The organism is Pseudomonas parakoreensis (assembly GCF_021602155.1).
GTDB classification, from domain to species: Bacteria; Pseudomonadota; Gammaproteobacteria; order Pseudomonadales; family Pseudomonadaceae; genus Aquipseudomonas; species Aquipseudomonas parakoreensis.
Genome location: NZ_BQHY01000005.1, coordinates 179,457 through 201,526, shown reverse-complemented (window position 1 = coordinate 201,526; position 22,070 = coordinate 179,457). Strand labels below are relative to the sequence as shown.

The following is a 22,070-nucleotide window of genomic DNA, read 5'->3' as shown; positions in this document are numbered from 1 at the left end:
ACGCTTTCGCGGGCAAGCCCGCTCCCACAGTAGTTTCGGTCGTGCACAAATCTCGTGTACACCACAGAACCCTGTGGGAGCGGGCTTGCCCGCGAAGAGGCCGGCAGCCCACCCTCACCCTTTGGATCAGGTGCGGTATTCGGCGTTGATCTTCACGTACTCATGCGACAGGTCGGTGGTCCAGATGGTTTCGCTGCAGTCGCCGCGACCCAGTTCGATACGGATGGTGATCTCTTCCTGCTGCATCACCGCCGAGCCCTGTGCTTCAGTGTAGGTCTCGGCACGGGCGCCACGGCTGGCGATGCACACGTCGCCGAGGAACACGTCGATCTTGCTCACATCCAGGTTCGGCACGCCGGCACGGCCGACAGCGGCCAGAATACGGCCCCAGTTCGGGTCGGAAGCGAACAGCGCGGTCTTGATCAGCGGCGAGTGGGCCACGGTGTAACCGACGTCCAGGCATTCCTGATGATTGCCGCCACCGTTGACTTCAACGGTGACGAATTTGGTCGCGCCTTCGCCGTCACGCACGATGGCCTGGGCCACGTCCATGCACACTTCGAATACCGCCTGTTTCAGCTTGGCGAACAGCTCGCCTTCGGCGCGGGTGATTTCCGGCAGGGCAGCCTTGCCGGTGGCAATCAGCATGCAGCAGTCGTTGGTCGAGGTGTCGCCGTCGATGGTGATGCGGTTGAACGACTTGTTCGCACCGTCGAGCATCAGGTTGTGCAGCACGTCGCGGGAGACTTTGGCGTCGGTGGCGATGTAGCCGAGCATGGTCGCCATGTTCGGGCGAATCATGCCGGCGCCTTTGCTGATGCCGGTAACGGTGATGGTCACGCCGTCATGCTGGAACTGGCGACTGGCGCCCTTGGGCAGGGTATCGGTGGTCATGATGCCGGTGGCGGCCGCTTCCCAGTTGTTTTCCGACAGATCATCCAGCGCCGCTTGCAGCGCGCCTTCGATCTTCTCGACCGGCAGCGGTTCACCGATCACACCGGTGGAATACGGCAGGATCTGGCTGGCATCGACACCGGTCAGCTCGGCCAGTTTGGCGGTGGTGCGCTCGGCAGCCGCCAGACCCGGCTCACCGGTACCGGCGTTGGCGTTACCGGTGTTGGTCAGCAGGTAACGCACGGCGTTCTGCACACGTTTTTTCGCCAGGATTACCGGCGCGGCGCAAAAGGCATTCAACGTGAACACGCCGGCCACGGTCGAACCTTCGGCACAGCGCATCACTACCACATCCTTGCGCCCGGGGCGCTTGATGCCGGCCGAGGCGATACCGAGTTCAAAACCGGCAACCGGGTGCAACGTTGGCAAAGGACCAAGACCAACAGCCATGAATGCGCTCCTTACTCAATGATGTCAGCACCGCTCACAGGGATGGCGGTGGTGTAAATGGCAAAACGCCGCGACGGCAGGAGCCGGTCGCGGCGCGGGTATTTCAGCGATTGAAACGGGGTTTACTGGATCTGCCCGTGGCAATGCTTGAATTTCTTGCCCGAACCGCAGTAGCACAGTTCGTTGCGGCCCAGCTTCTGCTCGTTGCGCACCGGCGCGGTGGCAAGGGCTACATCGACCTCTTCACCCAACACTTCCGGCTGCTCCAGACCCGGGGCCTCGGCGTGTTCGAACTGCATGCGCGCGGCCAGTGCTTCGGCTTCCTCACGCAGGCGTTGCTCTTCGGCTTCCGGATCTTCGCGGCGCACCTGAACGTGCGACAGCACACGGATCGAGTCGCGCTTGATCGAATCCAGCAGCTCGGAGAACAGCGTGAACGACTCGCGCTTGTATTCCTGCTTCGGGTTCTTCTGGGCGTAGCCACGCAGGTGAATGCCGTGACGCAGGTGATCCATGGTCGACAGGTGGTCTTTCCACAGATCGTCCAGCACACGCAGAACGATTTGTTTCTCGAACGAGCGCAGTGCTTCGGCACCGGCCTGATCTTCTTTCTCGTTGTACGCCGCCATCAGCTCGACCATCAGCTTCTCGCGCAGGGTCTCTTCGTACAGGTGATCGTCTTCGTCGAGCCATTGCTGGATAGGCAATTTCACCCCGAAGTCGCTGGCGATCGACGCTTCCAGACCGGCCACGTCCCACTGCTCGGGCAGCGATTGCGGCGGAATGTGCGCGCTGACGGTGGCGTTGAGCACGTCCTGACGGAAATCGGCGATGGTTTCACCGATGTTGTCGGCGGCCAGCAACGTGTTACGCATGTGATAGATCACTTTACGCTGTTCGTTGTTGACGTCGTCGAACTCGAGCAGTTGCTTGCGGATGTCGAAGTTGCGACCTTCCACCTTGCGCTGCGCCTTCTCGATCGCGTTGGTCACCATGCGGTGTTCGATCGCTTCGCCCGGCTGCATGCCCAGGGCTTTCATGAAGTTCTTCACCCGGTCAGAGGCGAAGATGCGCATCAGGCTGTCTTCCAGCGACAGGTAGAAGCGGCTGGAACCGGCATCGCCCTGACGGCCGGCACGGCCACGCAGCTGGTTGTCGATACGACGGGATTCGTGACGCTCGGAGGCGATCACCTGCAGACCGCCGGACTCCAGCACTTGCTGGTGACGCTTCTGCCAGTCGGCCTTGATCTGGGCGATCTGCTCAGGGCTCGGGTTTTCCAGCGCCGCGACTTCCACTTCCCAGTTGCCGCCCAGCAGGATGTCGGTACCACGACCGGCCATGTTGGTGGCGATGGTCAGGGCGCCCGGACGACCGGCTTGCGCAATGATCTCGGCTTCTTTTTCGTGGAACTTGGCGTTCAGTACCTTGTGTTCGATACCTTCCTTGTTGAGCAGGCTGGACACGTGCTCGGAGGTTTCGATGGTCGCGGTACCCACCAGGATCGGACGGCCCTGGGCCATGCCTTCCTTGATGTCGTTGATGATCGCCGCGTATTTCTCTTCGGCGGTCAGGAACACCAGGTCGTTGTAGTCTTTACGCGCCAACGGCTTGTTCGGCGGAATGACCATGACCTGCAGGCCGTAGATCTGGTGGAATTCGAACGCTTCGGTGTCAGCGGTACCGGTCATGCCGGACAGCTTGGTGTACAGACGGAAGTAGTTCTGGAACGTGGTCGAGGCCAGGGTCTGGCTCTCGGCCTGGATGTTCAGACCTTCCTTGGCTTCGATGGCCTGGTGCAGACCTTCGGACAGACGACGACCCGGCATGGTACGACCGGTGTGTTCGTCGACCAGTACGACCTGACCGTCCTGCACAATGTATTCGACGTTGCGGTGGAACAGTTTGTGCGCACGCAGACCCGAATAAACGTGGGTCAGCAGGCCCAGGTTATGCGCCGAGTACAGGCTCTCGCCTTCGGCCAGCAGGCCGACGCCGGTGAGCATTTCTTCGATGTACTGGTGACCGGCTTCGTTGAGTTCGACCTGACGGGTCTTCTCGTCGATGGTGTAGTGGCCGGCCTTGGTGACCTGGCCTTCGACTTCTTCGACGTGCAGTTCCAGCTGCGGGATCAGTTTGTTGATCTCCATGTACAACTTGGAACTGTCCTCGGCCTGACCGGAAATGATCAGCGGGGTACGGGCTTCGTCGATGAGGATGGAGTCGACTTCGTCGATCACGGCAAAATTGAGTTCGCGCTGGAATTTCTCTTCCATGCTGAACGCCATGTTGTCGCGCAGGTAGTCGAAACCGAATTCGTTGTTGGTGCCGTAGGTGATGTCGGCAGCGTAGGCGGCGCGCTTCTCTTCCGGCGGCTGGAACGGCGTCACGACGCCGACGGTCAGGCCGAGGAATTCATACAGCGGACGCATCCAGTTGGCGTCGCGGCGGGCCAGGTAGTCGTTCACGGTCACAACGTGCACGCCCTTGCCGGACAGCGCGTTGAGGTAAACGCCCAGGGTGGCCACGAGGGTTTTACCCTCGCCGGTACGCATCTCGGCAATCATGCCTTCATGCAAGGTCATGCCGCCGATCAACTGGACGTCGAAGTGGCGCATGCCCATGACGCGCTTGCCGGCTTCACGGGCGACCGCGAAGGCTTCAGGCAACAGCTTGTCGAGGGATTCCCCTTTGGCGATACGGGCCTTGAACTCGTTGGTCTTGGCACGCAATTGATCGTCCGAAAGGGCCACCATTTGCTCTTCGAAGGCATTGACGAGCTGCACCGTCTTGAGCATGCGTTTGACTTCACGCTCGTTCTTGCTTCCAAAAAGTTTCTTTAACAAAGGCGCAAACATATCGGCAGGATCTTCCACACTAAAGGGATGGAGGGCGGCCCCGTGAGTCGCCCGTGCAGCCCTCATGGCCGCATGCGAACGAGCATTCTACCCGGAAACGGTGGTGAGGAAAGTGGCGATATTCCACGATGCTGGCACTGCGCTTTGACGGGGCTCACTTAAAATAAGGGCGTTTTGCTCAACTTCAACCCATCAAGGCAAGAAGTTAGTTGTTGATTTAATGGGTAAAGCAGGGACAAAAGCAATGGGCGAGTGGTTCCGTCGCTTTCTGCTACCATGGCGCGTCTGTTACTTCAGGTGTTCGATCATGGCATTTCGCCCCCTCACAGCCAGAGCGCCCGCCGTTCTGCTACGCGAAGCCAAGCCGCTCAAAGCCATTCTCGGCCATGCCCAACGCCTCGCTCATCTGCAACGCCTGCTCGAAAGCCAGCTGCAACCGGCCGCCCGCACGCATTGCCATGTGGCCAAGTGGCGTGAAGGCCAATTGACGCTGGTGGTGACCGACGGGCACTGGGCGACGCGCCTGCGTTACCAGCAAAAACGCCTGCAACGCCAACTGCAGCTGTTCGAAGAGTTCGCCAACCTGACGCGCATCCTGTTCCGCGTGCAACCGCCGCTGGTCCAGCATCGGCCAGGCGGACACTCGATGGATCTGTCGCCGGACGCAGCGCAGACGATTCAGTCAACGGCCGACGGGATCAGCGATCCAGGCCTGCGTGCAGCGCTCGAGCGTCTGGCGGCGCACGCCAAAGACAAGACCTGAGGCAAGAACAAAAGATCGCAGCCTGCGGCAGCTCCTACATTGGGAATGCGTTCCCCTGCAGGAGCTGCCGAAGGCTGCGATCTTTGCTTTTAGCGGCGTTTGCTGCCGCCGAGCAACGACCCCATCAGCCCGCGCACCAGTTGTTTGCCGAGATTGTTCGCCGCCTGGCGCATCGCTGACTTCAGCGCCTGCCCCGCCGCCGTGCCCAGAAACTCTCCGGCACGATCGGCCAGGCTCGGTTCTTCAGGCGCGGCCTTACCGGTCGGCATTTCTGCCTCCGGCGCCAGATCCTTGCGGCCCATCAGGATTTCATACGCCGATTCACGATCGATCGGCTTGTCATACCGGCCCTTGAACGGCGACCCGGCGATCAGCATCGTGCGTTCGGTCTCGCTCAGCGGCCCGATCCGCGACTGCGGCGGCGCCACCAGCACCCGCTGGACCATTTCCGGCGTGCCCTTTTCCTGCAGCGTCCCGACCAGCGCTTCGCCGATGCCCAGTTCGGTCAATACCGACAACGTATCGAACGCCGGATTCGGCCGGAAACCATCGGCCACCGCGCGCAGGGATTTCTGTTCCTTGGCGGTGAACGCTCGCAAGCCGTGCTGGATGCGCAGGCCAAGTTGCGCCAGCACCTCATCCGGCAAATCCCCCGGCGACTGGGTGACGAAATACACACCCACGCCTTTCGAGCGGATCAGCCGCACCACCTGCTCCAGACGCTCCTGCAACGCCTTGGGCGTATCGCCGAACAACAAATGCGCTTCATCGAAGAACAGCGCCAGCAGCGGTTTGTCGGCGTCGCCGCGCTCTGGCAACTGCTCGAACAGCTCGGCCAGCAACCACAGCAGGAACGTCGCGTAGACCTTCGGCGCCTCGTGTACCAGACGGCTGGCATCGAGCAAATGAATGCGCCCACGGCCGTCCGCCGCCGGTTGCAGAATGTCTTCGAGTTGCAATGCTGGCTCGCCGAACAAGGCTTCAGCGCCCTGCTGCTCCAGAGTCGCCAGCCGGCGCAACAGCGCCTGACTGGAACCGGTGGTCATCAGCGCGGCATCTTCGCCCAGCAACTGCGGGTTGTCCTTGAGGTGGTTGAGCAGCGCCTTGAGGTCTTTCAGGTCCAGCAACAACAGACCTTCGCGGTCCGCCACTTTGAAAGCCGCGTACAGCGCCGCCTGCTGACTGTCGGTCAGTTCCAGCAGGCTGCCGATCAACAGCGGGCCCATTTCACTCAACGTAGTGCGCAACGGGTGACCGGATTCGCCGTGAATGTCCCACAGCGTCACCGGATAGGCCTGCGGCTTGTGGTCGAGCCAGGGCATCCCGGCGATGCGCTCGGCGACCTTGCCCTGCGGATTGCCGGCAGCGCCCAGGCCGCACAGGTCGCCCTTGATGTCGGCGGCGAACACCGCGACCCCGGCGTCGCTGAACGCTTCGGCAAGACGTTGCAAAGTCACGGTCTTGCCGGTCCCGGTCGCACCGGCGATCAGCCCGTGGCGGTTGGCCAGGCGCATGGCCTGAGCAATCGGTTGCCCCGTCAGATCGGCGCCGATAACGAGTTGCGATGTGTCAGGCATTTTGTCACCTATGGTTAATCTTTAATCCGCTGTGGCCGATAGCTAAGGGCGAGAACCTGACTGAAAAGTCGGTCGGACATTTCCCTAAGGAGAGCCGGAAATATCAGTTTTTTTCACCCTTGCCCATATTGCGCGTCTTTATAAAAGCACGCCCAGGACATTAAGACCTTAGCGGAACCCCAAGCCATGAACAAAAACCTGCGCTTCAGCCATAAAATTTTGCTTGCCGCCGCCCTCATCGTCATCGCCGCTTTCGCCTCGTTCACGCTGTACAACGACTGGCTGCAACGCAACGCGATCCGCGATGACCTGAACAACTATCTCAACGAGATGGGCGAAGTCACCGCCGATAACATCCAGACCTGGCTCAACGGACGCATTCTGCTGGTCGAGAACGCGGCCCAGAACATCGCCATCAACCCGGAACCGGCCAACGTCGCGAGCTTGCTGGAGCAGAAATCCCTGACCTCGACGTTCATGGCCACTTACCTGGGCGATGCCACCGGTCACTTCACCATCCGCCCGGACGTAAAGATGCCGGACGGCTTCGATCCACGGGTGCGCCCTTGGTATAAAGGTGCCGAGAGCAGCAGCGCCTCGACCCTGACCGAACCGTACATCGACGCCGCCACCGGCCAGTTGATCATCTCCATCGCCACCGCCTCGAAAAAAGCCGGTCAGAGCGTTGGCGTGGTCGGCGGCGACCTGAGCCTGCAAACCCTGGTCGACACCCTCACCGCCCGGGACTTCTCCGGCATGGGCTATGCGTTTCTGGTCAGCGCCGACGGCAAGATCCTCGTGCACCCGGACAAGGCGCTGGTGATGAAGTCACTGAAAGAAGCCTATCCGCAGGACACCCCGCGCATCAGCAGCGACTTCAGTGAAATCACGGTCGACGGCAAGACCCGCATCGTCAGCTTCACCCCGATCAAAGGCCTGCCGTCGGTCAACTGGTACATCGGTCTGTCGGTGGACAAGGACAAAGCTTTCTCGATGCTCAGCGAATTCCGCACCTCGGCGGTGATTGCCACCGTGATTGCGGTGGTGATCATCATTGCGCTGCTGGGCATGCTGATTCGCCTGCTGATTCAGCCGCTGCACGTCATGACCCGCGCCATGGAAGACATCGCCGATGGCGAAGGCGACCTGACCAAGCGCCTGACTATCGTCAATAACGATGAATTTGGCGTGCTGGGTACCGCATTCAACCGCTTCGTCGAGCGTATCCACGGCTCGATCCGCGAAGTGTCGTCGGCCACAGGGCAAGTCAACGAGGTCGCGCTGCGCGTGGTCGCGGCGTCGAACTCGTCGATGTACAACTCCGACCAGCAAGCCTCGCGCACCAGCAGCGTCGCCGCCGCGATCAATCAACTGGGCGCCGCTGCCCAGGAAATCGCGCGCAACGCCGCGCAAGCCTCGAACCAGGCCAGCGACGCCCGCGGCCTCGCCGAAGACGGCCAGCAAGTGGTGGACCGCAGCATCAAGGCGATGAACCAACTGTCGAGCATGCTCAGCGCCTCCAGCACCAACATCGAGTCGCTGAACAGCAAAACCGTGAACATCGGGCAGATTCTGGAAGTGATCACCAGCATCTCCCAGCAAACCAACCTGCTGGCGCTCAACGCCGCCATCGAAGCCGCGCGTGCCGGTGAGGCCGGACGTGGTTTTGCCGTGGTCGCCGACGAAGTGCGCAACCTGGCGCACCGCACCCAGGAATCGGCGCAGCAAGTGCAGACCATGATTGAAGAGCTGCAGGTCGGCGCCCGTGAATCGGTGAGCACCATGAGCGACAGCCAGCGCCACAGCCAGGACAGCGTGGAAATCGCCAACCTTGCCGGCGAACGCCTGAACAGCGTGACCCAGCGCATCGGCGAGATCGACGGGATGAACCAGTCGGTGGCCACCGCGACCGAAGAGCAGACAGCGGTGGTCGAGTCGATCAACGTCGACATCACCGAGATCAACACATTGAACCAGGAAGGCGTCGAAAACCTGCAGGCGACCTTGCGCGCCTGTTCGGATCTGGAGCAGCAGGCTTCGCGGCTGCAGCAATTGGTCGGCAGTTTCCGCATCTAGGGCGCTGCCACTGGCCTCTTCGCGAGCAGGCTCGCTCCCACATTGTATCTGTGTCGTTTGCAGATCCCTGTGGGAGCGAGCTTGCTCGCGAAGGCATCCTGTCAAACACCACAACACCTCCCTGACACTCCCACCGCACAATCCCGACCGAACATCTATTCTGGATAAAGGTCAACCAAGGGAGTGCCACACAGCGGAGGGTTGGTCACCGTGCATATCGCCGACATCACCATGTTCTACGCCCCGGCCAGCGGTGGCGTACGCACCTATCTGGACGCCAAGCATCGTCGGCTGGGCGTCAAATCGGGCATTCGTCATAGCCTGCTGATCCCCGGTGCACATTTCAGTGAACACGACGGCGTCTACACAGTGCCCGCACCTGCCCTGCCCTTTGGCAAAGGTTATCGCTTCCCCGTGCGTCTTGCGCCGTGGCGCAATGTCCTGCAGGACTTGCAACCGGAACTGATCGAAGTCGGCGACCCGTACCTGACTGCCTGGGCGGCGCTCGACGCGCGGCGTCACCTGGATGTGCCGGTGATCGGCTTTTATCACTCGGATCTGCCGTTGCTGGTGAGCAATCGCATGGGCCATTGGCTCACGCCGAATGTCGAGGCTTACGTCAGCAAACTGTACGGCAACTTCGACCGGGTGCTGGCGCCGAGCCAAGTGATGGCCGATAAACTTCGAGGCCTGGGGGTGCGCAACGTGTTCGTGCAACCGCTGGGGGTGGATCTGCAAACTTTCCATCCTGGCGCCCGCGACAAGGGTTTGCGCGCCGAACTGGGCATTGCCGAAGACACCCGTCTGCTGATTTTTGCCGGACGCGGCTCCAAAGAGAAAAACCTGCCAGTGCTGCTCAAATGCATGCAACGCCTCGGCCCGCGCTATCACCTGTTGCTGGTCGGTTCATCGATGCCCGCCGTGGTTCCGGACAATGTCAGCGTGATCGACGGGTTCTGTCCTGCCGCCACCGTGGCGCGATTAATGGCCAGCGCCGATGCCCTGATCCATGCCGGCGATCAGGAAACCTTCGGTCTGGTGATCCTCGAAGCCATGGCCTGCGGGATTCCGGTGCTCGCCGTGGCGGCCGGTGCGTTTGAAGAAATCGTCGCCGAAGACTGCGGCTTGCTCTGTGCACCGAACAACCCGCAAGCCATGGCCAACGCGGTGCGCGAGCTGTTCAGTCGCGGCTGCCTGAAACTCGGCCAACAAGCGCGACAACATGTCGAACGGCGTTACTCCTGGGACAGCGTGGTCGACAGCCTGCTCGGTCATTACCACGCGGTGCTCGGTCACTCGCGGCAAAGAGTGGCCAATGGCTGATTCCTTGAATGACCGCGCAGTGTTGCTGGTGCTGCACGACGTGGCGCCGTCGACGTGGGCGGATTATCGGCCATTTGTCGAGGCGGTCGACGCAATGGGTGGCGTACCGATGACCTGGCTGGTCGTTCCGGATTTTCATGGTCACGATGCGCTTGAGGATCATCCCGCGTTCTGCCGAATGCTCGGCGAGCGGCTTGTCCGTGGCGATGAACTGGCCTTGCACGGCTATTACCATGACGACCGCGAGCCAGCCCCGACCACGCCCCGTGACTGGTTCATGCGCCGAATCTACACCCACGAGGGTGAGTTTTATCGGCTGTCCCGGGAAGCGGCGCAGGCTCGCCTGCGCCATGGCATCGAACTGTTCCGGCGCAATGGCTGGCCGTTGCACGGCTTCGTCGCCCCGGCCTGGCTGATGAGTGAGGGCACCCGCCAGGCCCTTCGTGAAACCCCATTGAGCTACACCAGCGACCCGCAACATCTTTATCAATTACCGGATTTCACCGCCATCAACGCCCCGGGTCTGGTGTGGAGTGCGCGCAGCGCCTGGCGCCGGGGTCTGTCAAAACTCGTCAGCGAGCAACGCGAACAGCATTGGCGCGACGCCGCGGTGATTCGTCTAGGCTTGCACCCGGTAGACATGCGCCACGCCTTCGCGCGTGATTACTGGCTACGAACCCTTGAACGGCTGCTGGCAGAAGGACGCACGCCCATGAGCAAAATCGACTGGCTCACCCAGCACCGCGGGCGAATGGAGCGCGCTGCATGAGTCGCGGCATTGTGTTGTTGATCGGCCTGCTCGCCGCTGTACTGATCCCGGTGCTGCTCGGCGGCGGCGAGATCGGCGCGCGGTTGCAGAACTTTCCGCTGCACTGGCTGCTGATCATGTTCGGCATGATTCTGTTCTGCTGGGGTATCAACACCCTGCGCTTGCGCCTGCTGCTGGGCGATCAGCGCGATCGGGTCACGCCGCTGAAAAGCCTCGGTGTGGTGATGGCCGCGGAGTTCGCCTACTGCGCCACTCCCGGCGGCAGTGGCGGGCCGCTGACGATCATGGCCTTGCTGGCGCGCTGCGGTGTGCGCCCGGCCCGTGGCAGTGCGGTGTTTGCCATGGATCAGTTGAGCGATCTGCTGTTCTTTCTCTGTGCCTTGAGCGGCATCCTGATTTACGCCTTGTTTCAGCACCTCAGTGATCGTCTGGAGTGGCTGCTGATGGTCAGCGCCGTGTCACTGTTCGGTGGGTTGTTCAGTTGCGTGCTGCTGGCGCGCTACCACCGTCGCCTGATTCTTCTGAGCGGACGCCTGCTCGCCCGCCTCAACGTGCAACCGGCCACGCGTCGGCGCTGGACACGCAAGCTGCTGCATTTTCTCGATGCGTTCATCGACACGCTCAAGTTGCCGTGGCAGACGCTGACCAAGGTTTTCGCCCTGACCTGCATGCACTGGCTGCTGCGTTACAGCGTGTTGTACCTGGCCTTGCGCGGGCTGGGCGCGGACCTGCAGTGGGCCTGGAGTTTTCTGGTGCAGATGCTGTCGCTGGGGGCGGGTCAAATGAGCTTGTTGCCCGGTGGCGCGGGGGCGGCGGAACTGACCTCGGCAGCGCTGCTGGCGCCGATGGTCGGCAAATCCACCGCGGCGGCAGCGATTCTGATCTGGCGGGTGGTGACGTTCTACTTTTATCTGGTGGTGGGCGGCCCGGTGTTTCTATTGATGCTGGGGCGGCCATTGCTCAAGAAGCTGCTGAAGTTCAGGCAGGCTTCTCAGGTTCGTCCGCCTGCTCCTTGAGTTGCTCCCACAACTCGGCGGCGCCGGGAAACTCGGTGCCGTCTTCCGGGCTCAGGTCATCCGGGTCGTAGCGGCTAAGACAGCCCTCACCCAGGGTGGCCGGCGCTTTCGAAGTGGCTTTGTCCAGTGGGTCGCTCACGGCAGTTCCTCAAGGGCTGAAACGAAAAAAGGGCCTGGGACGATTGAACGCCCAGGCCCTTCATTATTCAAGTACGCGTGGGTTCGATCAGAACACCACGGTCTTGTTGCCGTGCACCAGCACGCGGTCTTCGAGGTGATAACGCAGGCCACGGGCCAACACCATCTTCTCGACGTCACGGCCGAAACGCACCATGTCTTCGATGCTGTCGCTGTGGCTGACGCGCACCACGTCCTGCTCGATGATCGGACCGGCGTCCAGCTCTTCGGTCACGTAGTGGCAAGTCGCGCCGATCAGCTTCACGCCGCGCAGCGACGCCTGATGGTACGGCTTGGCACCGACGAACGACGGCAGGAAGCTGTGATGAATGTTGATCACCTTGTGCGCGTACTCGCGGCACAGCGCCGGCGGCAGGATCTGCATGTAGCGCGCCAGCACCACCACTTCGGCGTCGTGCTGTTTGACCAGACGCGAGACTTCGGCGAACGCTGGCTCCTTGTCCTGCGGATTGACCGGGACATGGTAATAAGGAATGCCGTGCCACTCGACCATGCTGCGCAGGTCATTGTGGTTGGAAATCACGCAGGAGATTTCGCAATCGAGCTCGTCGCTGTGCCAGCGGTGCAGCAAGTCGGCCAGGCAGTGGGATTCGCGGCTGGCCATCAGCACCACGCGTTTCTTCTGCTCGGTGTCAGTAATGCGCCAGTCCATCGAGAACTCTTCGGCAATCGGCGCAAACTTCTCGCGCAGCACTTCAATACCGAACGGCAGCGAATCGGCGCGGATCTCGTGACGCATGAAAAACCAGCCGTTCTGATTATCCGAGTGGTGGCTCGCTTCGGTGATCCAGCCGTTGTGGGATGCCAGAAAGTTACTGACTTTGGCAACGATGCCAACGCGGTCAGGGCAGGAAATCACCAACCGAAAGGTGCGCATGAGGGGGAAACTCCAGAACTTCGCAAAGGCGGCCATTCTAGCGACTGTGCGCGAAATCTGCAGTAATGATGAGCACTTGCCGGAGAGGGCGCGGTTCATGGCGCCTGAGCGCACTGTACGACGAAGCGATGATGCGCCGGTGAAGCTGTTCGGCCAGATAATTGTGAATAATCGTGATGACTGCATCACATTATTTAGATGACCATTCAATTTACCGGTTATTTCACGTAACTAATTCAAATAAAAAATACGCTTAAATGTTTACTTGATGAAACAGCCTGACTATTATTGCGGCACTGTCCCCTGCCATTCAACACATCCGCATAAGGTAGTTACCATGTCCTTGATCAACGAATATCGCGCCACCGAAGAAGCTATCAAAGAGCTGCAAGCGCGTTTGAAAAATCTGTCGCAAGACGACAAATTGCAAGCCGAGCTGGAATTCGAAGGCAAACTGCGCACCCTGATGGGCGAATACTCCAAATCCCTGCGCGACATCATCGCCCTGCTGGATCCGGAATCGAAAACCAAAGGCACCCGTGGCGTCGCAGTCAAAACTACTGGCACCAAGCGTGCACGCAAAGTTAAACAATACAAAAACCCGCACAACGGCGAAGTCATCGAAACCAAAGGTGGCAACCACAAGACCCTGAAAGAGTGGAAAGCCAAGTGGGGCGGTGACGTGGTTGAAGGCTGGGCTACCCTGCTGGGCTAAGCCGCAATGCCTGTCGCAGACTGATTCTGCGGCCCATGAAAAACGCCAGCTTACGCTGGCGTTTTTTTATGCCCGGTATTTCATGGGCACACTATGTTCGATTTCAAAGATTCAAACGTTTGCGCAATGCCTGGACATAATTCTGCCACTCATTGAGCACTTGATTCTGTATCGGCGTCGCATTAAGCGCCCATTGCTGCGCGGCCTCGGCGAAAGATTGCAGGGTATTAGGTGCGCCCATGTGCGGCTCGGACAAACGCTGCTGGCAGAATATTCTCCAGCGCTCTTGCTCGGCAAAATTCAACGTATCGGGAAAGTTGCGTGCGCGATATCGAAAGAGTAATTCCGGCAGACGTTCGTCATCGAACGGCCATTGCTCTTGCGCTAATTGCGCCGGATCCGCTGTCCTCACTTGCTCGCATAGACGCCGATCACGATCACCGATAAATCCATCGTACAACTGCTGTTCCGGATCTTCATTCGGGGTGAAGTCTTCGCTGGCATAAATTGCCGTAACTTTATCTTTCCAAACTTGTTGTGCGTCACTTAGCCGCAGCGCACGCGCCTGGTAGAGCGCCATGTCCAGGCCCAGGCGCTGCTGATCGTCGGCACGCAATACCGACAACGGCGCCACCACCGGGCAGCGATTGATGTGAATCAGTTTGAGCGGCACCGGAAACTCCCCCTCGACGAGATCATCGCGACGGGTGTACAGGCGCTGACGCAGCGTTTCGGCGTCCAGATCGAGCAGACCTTGCGGGTCAAGGTGCAGGTCACAGACGATCAGGGCATTGCGATTGCGCGGATGCCAGGCCAATGGCAATACCACACCGACATAATGGCGCGCCGCCGAGAAGCGTCCGGAGATGTGCACCAGCGGCTGCAACAGGCGAATCTGATCCATGACTTTCTGTTTACTGCGCAGTTGAAACAGCCAGTCATACAACTTCGGCTGTTTCTCGCGGATCAACCGCGCCAGGGCGATGGTGGCGCGCACGTCCGAGAGCGCTTCGTGAGCATGCCCATGGTCAATGTTGTTGGCGGCTGTCAGGCGTTCGAGCTTGAGGGTGACCTTGCCTGCGTCATCGGTCGGCCAGACCAGACCGTCGGGGCGCAACGCATACGCGGCGCGTACCACATCGATCAGATCCCAACGACTGTTGCCGCCCTGCCATTCACGGGCATACGGGTCGAAGAAATTGCGATAGAGGCTGTAGCGGGTCATCTCGTCGTCGAAGCGCAGGGTGTTGTAACCCGCACCGCAAGTACCGGGTGCCGCCAGTTGCGCATGCACCCGAGTCATGAAATCGGCTTCGCTCAAACCCTGTTCGGCGAGACGGCTCGGGGTGATACCGGTAATGGCGCACGCCGCCGGGTGCGGCAGGATGTCTTCACTGGGCTGGCAGTAGAGGTTGACCGGTTCGTCGATTTCATTGAGATCGTGGTCGGTGCGAATCCCGGCGACCTGCAGCGGGCGGTCATTGCGCGGATTGATGCCGGTGGTTTCGTAGTCGTACCAGAAGATTGAAGTCACGGGCGGTTCCTGAACTTGAGATCAGCAAAGTCTAGGCGTTCAACCGCCATTGCGGCCAGCGCCGTGTCATTCGGCCAGCCTGCGCCACACGCGGTGCAATACATAGTTATGTCGTTTTCCCCCAAGAGGCTGCTAGCATCGGACAAACCTCGTATCCCGATCCGGCCCCATCAGGTAGCCCATGCTCGAGAACACAGCACTGCCACGGAAAGCACCGCTGAACCCGCCACTCGATACCCGCCATCCAGTGGAAACCCCGGAGGGCATCGACCTGCCGTTGCGCCCGGCCGGTCTGATGGTGCGCAGCCTCGCCTTCGGCATCGACCTGGGCATTCGCGGCGCCATCCTCGGCGGATTGTTCCTGGTGCTGGCGTTTCTTGGCCAGCTCGGCATGGGCCTGGGTTCGTTGCTGCTGTTTGCCGTCAGCTGGTGGTACATGGTGCTGTTCGAAGTGCTGCGTCAGGGCCGTTCGCCAGGCAAGCAATGGATGGGCCTGCGAGTGATCCACGACAACGGCACACCGGTTGGCTGGTCGGCGTCGCTGCTGCGCAACCTGCTGCGTTTTGTCGATCTGCTGCCCTTCGGTTACGCCTTTGGCGCCATCAGTTGCCTGCAACATCCCACCTTCAAACGCCTGGGCGACATCGCCGCCGGCACTCTGGTGGTCTACAGCGAACCCGCCCTGCTTCGCCCGCAATTACCCGACGTCCAGCCGCGCCGCTCGCCCGTGCCGCTCAACCTCAGTGAACAACGGGCCCTGCTCGCCTTCGCCGAACGCCAGGCCGAACTGTCGCCGGCGCGGGTCAATGAGCTGGCCGCGCTGCTCGCCCAGCCGCTGCACATCCCGACGCCCAAAGCGGTCAGCGAGCTCAATGGCATCGCACGCGGCTTGCTGGGTCCGACATGAAGCAAAGTCTTTTCGAAGCTCGCCACAAGGCCGAATGGGAGCGTTTCACGCTGGCTCTGGAACGCCTCGAACGTGGCAAGGACACTTCGCAGGTGGCCGGATTCCCCAAGGCTTATCGGCGCCTCTGCCAGCATCTGGCGTTGGCGCAGGAACGCGGCTACAGCAGTTTTCTGATCGACTCGCTGCAACAACTGGTGTTGCGCGGCCACCAGCAGCTGTATCGGCACCGCAGTCGCTTCGCCGCCAACCTGCTCGGTTTCATCCTCGCTGACTTCCCCCGGCTGGTGCGCGCCGAATGGCCGTTCGTGCTGGCCGCTGGCCTGGTGTTTTTCGGCAGCCTGATCGGCTTCGCCTTGCTGGTGTACGCCTTTCCCGAACTGATCTACAACCTGATCCCCGCCGAACAGGTGCGCGAGATGCAGAGCATGTACGACCCGGTGGCCGGGCACCTCGGGCGCTCGGCCGAACGGGCGGCCAGTGAGGACTGGGTGATGTTCGGTTATTACGTGATGAACAACATCGGCATCGCCTTCCAGACCTTCGCCAGCGGTTTGCTGCTGGGCGTGGGCAGCGCATTTTTCCTGTTCTACAACGGGCTGGTCATCGGTGCGGTCGCCGGGCACCTGACCGAGATCGGATTTGGCCAGACGTTCTGGTCGTTCGTGATCGGCCACGGCGCTTTCGAGCTGACGGCCATTGCCCTGGCGGGGGCGGCGGGGATGAAACTCGGCTGGAGCGTGATTGCGCCCGGGCGCCTGACGCGCGGCGAGGCGCTGGTGGAGGCCGCGCGCAAAAGTGTGCTGCTGGTGTGCGGGGTCATGCTGTTCCTGTTGATCGCGGCGTTCATCGAAGCGTACTGGTCGTCGAAGACCGGGGTCACACCGCAGATCAAATACGCGGTCGGCGCTGCGTTGTGGATCGCCGTCGCGGCTTATCTGCTGCTCGCCGGAAGGACACGCCATGCGCCTGAGTGATGCCACCGTGGCGATCCGCCCGCGCAGCAGCTGGGAGGCCATGGACCTGGGCGTGCTCATGAGCCAGCAGCATCGACGCCTGCTGATGACCAGTTGGGCCATCGTCACCTTGCCGTTGTTCGCCATGCTGACCTTGTTGCTGTGGGATTCGCCGTCGCTGGCGGTATTGATTTTCTGGTGGCTGAAACCGGCGTACGAGCGCCTGCCGCTGTACATCCTGTCCAAGGCCCTGTTCGGCGAAACGCCCACGCTGAAACAGGCCCTGCGCGAATTTCCGCAGCTGTTGAAACCACAACTGCTGGCCAGCCTGACCTGGCGCCGCCTGAGCCTGAGTCGCAGCTTCCTGCTGCCGGTGGTGCAACTCGAAGGCCTCGACGGCACGGCGCGTCAGCAACGCTTGCAGGTGTTGCTGCAACGCAATGCCGGCGCCGCGCAATGGCTGACGATCATCGGCATGCACCTGGAGACCGCGCTGTGGATCGGCCTGATGGTGCTGTTCTACATGCTCCTGCCACAGCAGATCGAAACCGACTGGGACTGGCAATCGCTGATCCTCGACAGCGATCACCACTGGCGTTGGCTGGAGCACCTGACCAACGCTTTCTACGCGCTGGTACTGGTGGTCTGGGAACCGATGTATGTCGCCTGCGGTTTCAGTCTGTATCTGAACCGACGCACTGTACTGGAGGCGTGGGACATCGAACTGGTGTTCCGCCGTTTGCGCCAACGCCTGAACGGCAGCGCTCTGGGCCTGCTGTTGGCCGTCTGTCTATGGTTGCCGACAGTGCCGCCGGCGTGGGCGAATGCGCCGGCCAACGCCCCGGAGGCACCTCGCCTGCTGAATCAACCGCTGACCAGTCAGGCTTCGCACGACAGCATCAAGGCGCTGCTCGAACAACCACCGTTCAAGAACAAGGAAAGCGTGACGCGCTATCGCTTGGGTGACGACCCGGCAGCCCCGGCGGAGGGCAAACCCGGCGAGGCCCCACAATGGCTGAAAACCCTGCTCGGCTGGCTCGACGATCAACGCTTCAATGCTGTGGCGGTCTTGATCGAGGTGCTGCTGTGGGGCGCGTTGCTCGCGGCTATCGGTTGGCTGATCTGGCGCTACCGCGAATTCCTGCGCACCTTCGTCAGCCGCCGGCCGAAGCCGCCCGCCCGCGTCCGGCCACCTGCTCCACAACAAGCATTCGGCCTTGACCTGAACCCGCAATCCCTGCCCGACGACATCGCCGCCAGCGCCGAACAACTCTGGCAAACCCAGCCGCGCGCCGCGCTGGGCCTGCTCTATCGCGGATTGCTCAGCCGTCTGCTGCACGATTTTGCCCTGACCTTGAAACCCGCCGACACCGAGCATCAGGTACTGCTGCGGGTTGAGCAATTGCAGCACCCTGAACTGCTGGCGTTCAGTCGCAGCCTGACGCTGCACTGGCAGAACATGGCCTATGGGCACCGCATGCCGGCGGCCCATCTGCAACGGGAACTGTGTGACGGTTGGCGCGCCTTGTTCGACCATGGAGCGCACGCTTGAGCCGGCGCAGCGCGTGGTTGCTCGGCGGGCTGATCGTCGCCCTGCTCGCCGCGTTGAGCGTTTATCTGTACGTCAGGGCCCGGCCCTATCAGGAAGTGATCGATCACGGCCCGTCGCCCCAGGCGCAAGCCAATCCTTATCTGGCGGCAGAAATGTTTTTGCGCGAGCACGGCCTCAACGTCAGCCATGCCGAAACGCTGGCGGTGCTGCCCGATATTGATCCGCGCCGGCACACCCTGCTGTTGTTTGGCGAGCGTTCGCGGATGACACCACGGCAGGTTGATCAAGTGTTGAACTGGGCTCGCGCCGGCGGGCGAATCGTGTTCGTGGCCGAAGCGTTGTGGGACAAGCAGGCCAAACAGAGCGATGACCTGTTGCTGGACCGGGTGCAGTTGCACCAGTCGCTGAGCAAGGATCTCAAGGAGCCGCCGGCGGACCTGGCCGATGACCCGTACCCGAGCCTGACCAAACTCTACCTCGAAGACGAGGACGCGCCGGCCTACGCCGGTTTCGACACCGCGTTCCATCTGGACGACCCGAAGAATCTCGCCCAGGCCTGGGCCAACAGCGCCAGGGCCACGCACATGATGCAATTGCCCTACGGCGTCGGCTCGATCACGGTGGTCACCGATGCCGAGCTGTGGAAAACCCCGGCCATCGCCAAGTACGACAACGCCTGGCTGCTCTGGTACCTGAGCGCCGACACTGACGTCACGCTGATTTACAGCACGGCGCACGATGGTCTGCTGACCTTGCTCTGGCGTTACTTCCCGCACGCCATCGTCGCCCTGCTGGCGCTGATCGGTCTGGGCCTGTGGCATGTTGCTGTGCGCCATGGGCCACTGCAGGCACCTGCCCCGAGTGGCCGTCGCCAGCTGCAGGAACACTTGCGCGCCAGTGCCGACTTCATCCTGCGCCACAACGGTCAGCACACGCTGTTGCAAGCCCTGCAACAGGACGTGCTGCGCCGCGCTCGCCGCCGCTATCCCGGCTTCGACCAGTTGAACGTGGCTGAGCAATGGCTGGTGCTGTCGCGCCTGACCCGACAGCCGACCCGCGCCATCAGCCAGGCCCTGAGCCCGCTGCCAAAACAGCGCATGAGCAGCGCTGATTTCAGTCGCCAGGTGGCCCACCTGCAAACCTTGAGGAACACGCTATGAGTGAACAGATCGAGCCCGGCAGCGCCACCCACGCCGCCCAGCAACGCCAGCGTGCCAGCCAGTTGGCGCAAGCGGTGCGCGGCGAATTGCAGAAGGCCTTGATCGGCCAGAACAGCGTGATCGACGACGTGCTGACCGCGTTGATCGCTGGCGGCCATGTGCTGCTCGAAGGCGTCCCCGGACTTGGCAAGACGCTGCTGGTTCGCGCCCTGGCGAAATGCTTCGGCGGCGAGTTCGCACGCATCCAGTTCACCCCGGACCTGATGCCCAGCGATGTCACCGGCCACGCGGTCTACGACCTGCAAAGCGAACAATTCAAGTTGCGCAAAGGGCCGCTGTTCACCCACCTGCTGCTGGCCGACGAGATCAACCGCGCCCCGGCCAAGACTCAAGCCGCCTTGCTCGAAGCCATGCAGGAACGCCAGGTCACCCTCGAAGGCCGGGCGCTGCCGATCGCCCAGCCGTTCATGGTGCTCGCCACGCAAAATCCGATCGAGCAGGAAGGCACTTATCCACTGCCGGAAGCCGAGCTCGACCGTTTCATGCTCAAGGTGCGCATGGATTACCCGGAGGCCGAGCAGGAGTTGAACATGGTGCGTCAGGTCAGCCGCTCGACCCGCGCCGACATGCTTGATGTACAGCCGCTGCGCACGGTCCTGCAGGCCAAGGACGTGCAGGCCTTGCAACGCATCGCCAGCGACCTGCCGATTGACGACCAAGTGCTGGATTACGCGGTACGACTGGCACGCAGCACCCGCTCCTGGCCCGGCCTGACCCTCGGCGCCGGCCCGCGAGCCTCGATTGCGCTGGTGCGATGCGCCCGCGCCCGTGCGCTACTGCGTGGCGGCGAGTTTGTGCTTCCCGATGACATCAAGGGCTGCGCGCTCTCGGTGCTGCGCCATCGGGTGCGAGTAGCGCCGGAGCTGGACATCGAAGGTCTGCAGGTCGATCAGGTACTGCAGCAGTTGCTCGACCAAGTGCCGGCGCCGCGTCTGTGAGGATCCAGAAAAGATCGAAAGATCGCAGCCTTCGGCAGCTCCAACAGGGGATCGCGCTCTATGCAGGAACTGCCGCAGGCTGCGATCTTTTCAGCAGACAAACCGGTGCAGCACCATGAAACCCTCACGTCTGTTATTGATCTGGCTCGCCGCGCTGTGCCTCATCGGTATCCTCAAGGGCACGCTACAAGCCCTCGACATCGACGTGCCCGCCACGCTGTCGGCGATCAACTGGGGCTTGCTCCTGGCGCTGCTGGTACTGGCGATCATTGATGCGCTGCGCCTCAGCCACCTGCCGTCGCCGCGCCTACAGCGCCAGACGCCCGGCAGTCTGGCGCTCGGACGCTGGAGTGAGGTACGGCTGCAGCTCAGCCATGACTTCAACGGGCCGGTCGCGGTGGAGATTTTCGACCATGTGCCACAGGGGCTGAGTTTCGAAAACCTGCCGCAGGTGGTCGAACTGCAACCCGGGCAATACAGCGAGGTCGGCTATCGCCTGCGCCCGCTCAAACGTGGGCACTTCAGCTTCGAGCATTGCGAAATCAATCTGCCCAGCCCGTTCGGTCTGTGGACAGGCAAACGCCTGCTCGACGTGAGCGGTGAGATCCGAGTCTATCCGGACTTCGCAAAACTCTACGGTGGGCAGTTGCTGGCGGTGGACAACTGGCTCAGCCAACTCGGTGTGCGCCAGCGCCAGCGTCGCGGACAGGGTCAGGAATTTCATCAGTTGCGCGAATTTCGCGAGGGCGACAGCCTGCGCCAAATCGACTGGAAAGCCACCGCCCGTCAGCGCACGCCGATTGCCCGCGAGTACGAGGATGAACGCGACCAGCAAATCATGTTCATGCTCGATTGCGGCCGGCAAATGCGCAGCCAGGATGGCGAGCTGTCGCATTTCGACCATGCCCTGAATGCGTGTCTGCTGCTGAGCCACGTGGCCCTGCGTCAGGGTGATGCCGTGGGGCTGAGCACATTCGCCGTCGCGCAACCGCGTTTTCTCGCGCCGATCAAGGGTTCCAGTCAGCTCAAGGTCCTGCTCAACGCCGTCTATGATCTGGACAGCAGTCAGCGTCCTGCCGACTATTCAACCGCGATCAATCAGCTGTTGGCGCGGCAGAAGCGCCGGGCGCTGATCGTGCTGCTGACCAACCTGCGCGACGAGGACACCGAAGACCTGCTCGCCAGCGTCAAACGTCTGAGCCAGCAGCATCAAGTGCTGGTGGTCAGCCTGCGCGAGGAAACCCTCGATCGCGTGCGCAATGCCCCGGTACAAACGCTGCCCGAAGCACTGGCCTATTGCGGCACGGTGGACTACCTCAATGCGCGGGCAGAGTTGCATGAGCGGCTGAATGCGCAGGCAGTTCAGGTGCTCGATGTACAGCCCGGAGAGTTGAGCGCCGCATTAGTGACTGAGTACCTCAACTGGAAGAAGGCCGGAACGCTCTGAGCC

At 61.6% G+C, this 22,070-nt stretch carries 18 protein-coding genes and 1 pseudogene; 13 read left to right on the top strand and 6 right to left on the bottom strand.

Annotated elements, in window-relative coordinates; all coding sequences use genetic code 11:
* Positions 1-126 precede the first annotated feature (126 nt).
* Together argJ and secA are read right to left on the bottom strand one after the other, a co-directional pair.
* Positions 127-1,344, bottom strand: a complete 1,218-nt coding sequence (gene argJ / locus L6D63_RS09455) for a bifunctional glutamate N-acetyltransferase/amino-acid acetyltransferase ArgJ (protein ID WP_047296069.1) — start codon at positions 1,342-1,344, stop codon at positions 127-129.
* 122 nt (positions 1,345-1,466) lie between these two features.
* Positions 1,467-4,202, bottom strand: a complete 2,736-nt coding sequence (gene secA, locus L6D63_RS09450; RefSeq protein ID WP_041068523.1) for a preprotein translocase subunit SecA — start codon at positions 4,200-4,202, stop codon at positions 1,467-1,469.
* A gap of 307 nt (positions 4,203-4,509) precedes the next feature.
* On the opposite strand from secA, the gene L6D63_RS09445 reads away from it, so the two are divergent.
* Positions 4,510-4,965, top strand: coding sequence for a DUF721 domain-containing protein (locus L6D63_RS09445; RefSeq protein ID WP_131671152.1), 456 nt, complete (start codon positions 4,510-4,512; stop codon positions 4,963-4,965).
* Between the two features lie 89 nt (positions 4,966-5,054).
* On the opposite strand, the gene L6D63_RS09440 is transcribed toward L6D63_RS09445, so the two are convergent.
* Positions 5,055-6,542: a helicase HerA-like domain-containing protein gene (locus L6D63_RS09440; protein WP_131671151.1), complete on the bottom strand. Its 1,488-nt coding sequence runs from the start codon at positions 6,540-6,542 to the stop codon at positions 5,055-5,057.
* Positions 6,543-6,728: 186 nt separating this feature from the next.
* Between L6D63_RS09440 and L6D63_RS28775 the strand changes: the two are divergent.
* From L6D63_RS28775 to L6D63_RS09420, 5 genes and pseudogenes are all read left to right on the top strand, one after another.
* Positions 6,729-7,760, top strand: a pseudogene (locus L6D63_RS28775) (HAMP domain-containing protein); the annotation flags it as partial.
* Positions 7,761-7,853: 93 nt separating this feature from the next.
* Positions 7,854-8,618, top strand: a complete 765-nt coding sequence (locus tag L6D63_RS28770; protein WP_371260380.1) for a methyl-accepting chemotaxis protein — start codon at positions 7,854-7,856, stop codon at positions 8,616-8,618.
* 210 nt (positions 8,619-8,828) lie between these two features.
* A complete protein-coding gene (locus tag L6D63_RS09430) occupies positions 8,829-9,941 on the top strand; it encodes an N-acetylglucosaminyl phosphatidylglycerol synthase (protein ID WP_047296301.1) in 1,113 nt (370 codons plus the stop codon).
* Entirely contained in the window at positions 9,934-10,710 is a 777-nt protein-coding gene (locus L6D63_RS09425) for an N-acetylglucosaminyl phosphatidylglycerol deacetylase (protein ID WP_131671150.1), read from the top strand. Before L6D63_RS09430 ends, L6D63_RS09425 begins: the two co-directional genes overlap by 8 nt.
* Positions 10,707-11,726, top strand: coding sequence for a glucosaminyl phosphatidylglycerol flippase (locus L6D63_RS09420; RefSeq protein WP_131671149.1), 1,020 nt, complete (start codon positions 10,707-10,709; stop codon positions 11,724-11,726). Before L6D63_RS09425 ends, L6D63_RS09420 begins: the two co-directional genes overlap by 4 nt.
* Here the strand turns inward: L6D63_RS09420 and L6D63_RS09415 are convergent.
* Together L6D63_RS09415 and purU are read right to left on the bottom strand one after the other, a co-directional pair.
* Positions 11,689-11,865 carry a hypothetical protein gene (locus tag L6D63_RS09415; protein WP_167797083.1) on the bottom strand — a complete coding sequence of 59 codons (177 nt, stop codon included), beginning with the start codon at positions 11,863-11,865 and terminating at the stop codon, positions 11,689-11,691. The two genes, L6D63_RS09420 and L6D63_RS09415, sit on opposite strands and share 38 nt — an antisense overlap.
* Positions 11,866-11,952: 87 nt before the next feature.
* Positions 11,953-12,801, bottom strand: a complete 849-nt coding sequence (purU, locus tag L6D63_RS09410; protein ID WP_003227580.1) for a formyltetrahydrofolate deformylase — start codon at positions 12,799-12,801, stop codon at positions 11,953-11,955.
* 337 nt (positions 12,802-13,138) lie between these two features.
* On the opposite strand from purU, the gene mvaT reads away from it, so the two are divergent.
* Positions 13,139-13,516, top strand: coding sequence for a histone-like nucleoid-structuring protein MvaT (gene mvaT / locus L6D63_RS09405; RefSeq protein WP_041068510.1), 378 nt, complete (start codon positions 13,139-13,141; stop codon positions 13,514-13,516).
* A 103-nt stretch (positions 13,517-13,619) separates the two neighbouring features.
* Here the strand turns inward: mvaT and sbcB are convergent, their stop codons facing one another.
* A complete protein-coding gene (sbcB, locus tag L6D63_RS09400) occupies positions 13,620-15,050 on the bottom strand; it encodes an exodeoxyribonuclease I (protein WP_131671147.1) in 1,431 nt (476 codons plus the stop codon).
* A gap of 181 nt (positions 15,051-15,231) precedes the next feature.
* Here sbcB and L6D63_RS09395 point away from each other — a divergent pair, with 181 nt between their 5' ends.
* The 6 genes from L6D63_RS09395 (at position 15,232) to L6D63_RS09370 (ending at position 22,067) form a co-directional block, all read left to right on the top strand.
* Entirely contained in the window at positions 15,232-15,957 is a 726-nt protein-coding gene (locus tag L6D63_RS09395) for an RDD family protein (protein ID WP_047296080.1), read from the top strand.
* Positions 15,954-16,931 (top strand): stage II sporulation protein M, encoded by a 978-nt coding sequence (locus L6D63_RS09390; protein WP_131671146.1) that lies wholly within the window; start codon positions 15,954-15,956, stop codon positions 16,929-16,931. Before L6D63_RS09395 ends, L6D63_RS09390 begins: the two co-directional genes overlap by 4 nt.
* A complete protein-coding gene (locus L6D63_RS09385) occupies positions 16,918-18,462 on the top strand; it encodes a DUF4129 domain-containing protein (RefSeq protein WP_131671145.1) in 1,545 nt (514 codons plus the stop codon). Before L6D63_RS09390 ends, L6D63_RS09385 begins: the two co-directional genes overlap by 14 nt.
* Entirely contained in the window at positions 18,459-19,622 is a 1,164-nt protein-coding gene (locus L6D63_RS09380; RefSeq protein ID WP_131671144.1) for a DUF4350 domain-containing protein, read from the top strand. Before L6D63_RS09385 ends, L6D63_RS09380 begins: the two co-directional genes overlap by 4 nt.
* The gene (locus tag L6D63_RS09375; RefSeq protein WP_095668456.1) at positions 19,619-20,620 is read left to right on the top strand and encodes an AAA family ATPase; all 1,002 of its coding nucleotides are present in this window, start codon (positions 19,619-19,621) and stop codon (positions 20,618-20,620) included. The genes L6D63_RS09380 and L6D63_RS09375 overlap by 4 nt, the downstream gene beginning before the upstream one ends.
* Positions 20,621-20,735: 115 nt before the next feature.
* A complete protein-coding gene (locus tag L6D63_RS09370; protein WP_131671143.1) occupies positions 20,736-22,067 on the top strand; it encodes a DUF58 domain-containing protein in 1,332 nt (443 codons plus the stop codon).
* Positions 22,068-22,070: the final 3 nt, after the last annotated feature.

Bases quoted from the DNA above. Each gene is read 5' to 3' on its own strand.
- argJ (WP_047296069.1), bottom strand. From the start codon at position 1,344: ATGGCTGTTGGTCTTGGTCCTTTGCCAACGTTGCACCCGGTTGCCGGT.
- secA (WP_041068523.1), bottom strand. From the start codon at position 4,202: ATGTTTGCGCCTTTGTTAAAGAAACTTTTTGGAAGCAAGAACGAGCGT.
- L6D63_RS09445 (WP_131671152.1), top strand. From the start codon at position 4,510: ATGGCATTTCGCCCCCTCACAGCCAGAGCGCCCGCCGTTCTGCTACGC.
- L6D63_RS09440 (WP_131671151.1), bottom strand. From the start codon at position 6,542: ATGCCTGACACATCGCAACTCGTTATCGGCGCCGATCTGACGGGGCAA.
- L6D63_RS28770 (WP_371260380.1), top strand. From the start codon at position 7,854: ATGTACAACTCCGACCAGCAAGCCTCGCGCACCAGCAGCGTCGCCGCC.
- L6D63_RS09425 (WP_131671150.1), top strand. From the start codon at position 9,934: ATGGCTGATTCCTTGAATGACCGCGCAGTGTTGCTGGTGCTGCACGAC.
- L6D63_RS09420 (WP_131671149.1), top strand. From the start codon at position 10,707: ATGAGTCGCGGCATTGTGTTGTTGATCGGCCTGCTCGCCGCTGTACTG.
- purU (WP_003227580.1), bottom strand. From the start codon at position 12,801: ATGCGCACCTTTCGGTTGGTGATTTCCTGCCCTGACCGCGTTGGCATC.
- mvaT (WP_041068510.1), top strand. From the start codon at position 13,139: ATGTCCTTGATCAACGAATATCGCGCCACCGAAGAAGCTATCAAAGAG.
- L6D63_RS09395 (WP_047296080.1), top strand. From the start codon at position 15,232: ATGCTCGAGAACACAGCACTGCCACGGAAAGCACCGCTGAACCCGCCA.
- L6D63_RS09390 (WP_131671146.1), top strand. From the start codon at position 15,954: ATGAAGCAAAGTCTTTTCGAAGCTCGCCACAAGGCCGAATGGGAGCGT.
- L6D63_RS09385 (WP_131671145.1), top strand. From the start codon at position 16,918: ATGCGCCTGAGTGATGCCACCGTGGCGATCCGCCCGCGCAGCAGCTGG.
- L6D63_RS09375 (WP_095668456.1), top strand. From the start codon at position 19,619: ATGAGTGAACAGATCGAGCCCGGCAGCGCCACCCACGCCGCCCAGCAA.
- L6D63_RS09370 (WP_131671143.1), top strand. From the start codon at position 20,736: ATGAAACCCTCACGTCTGTTATTGATCTGGCTCGCCGCGCTGTGCCTC.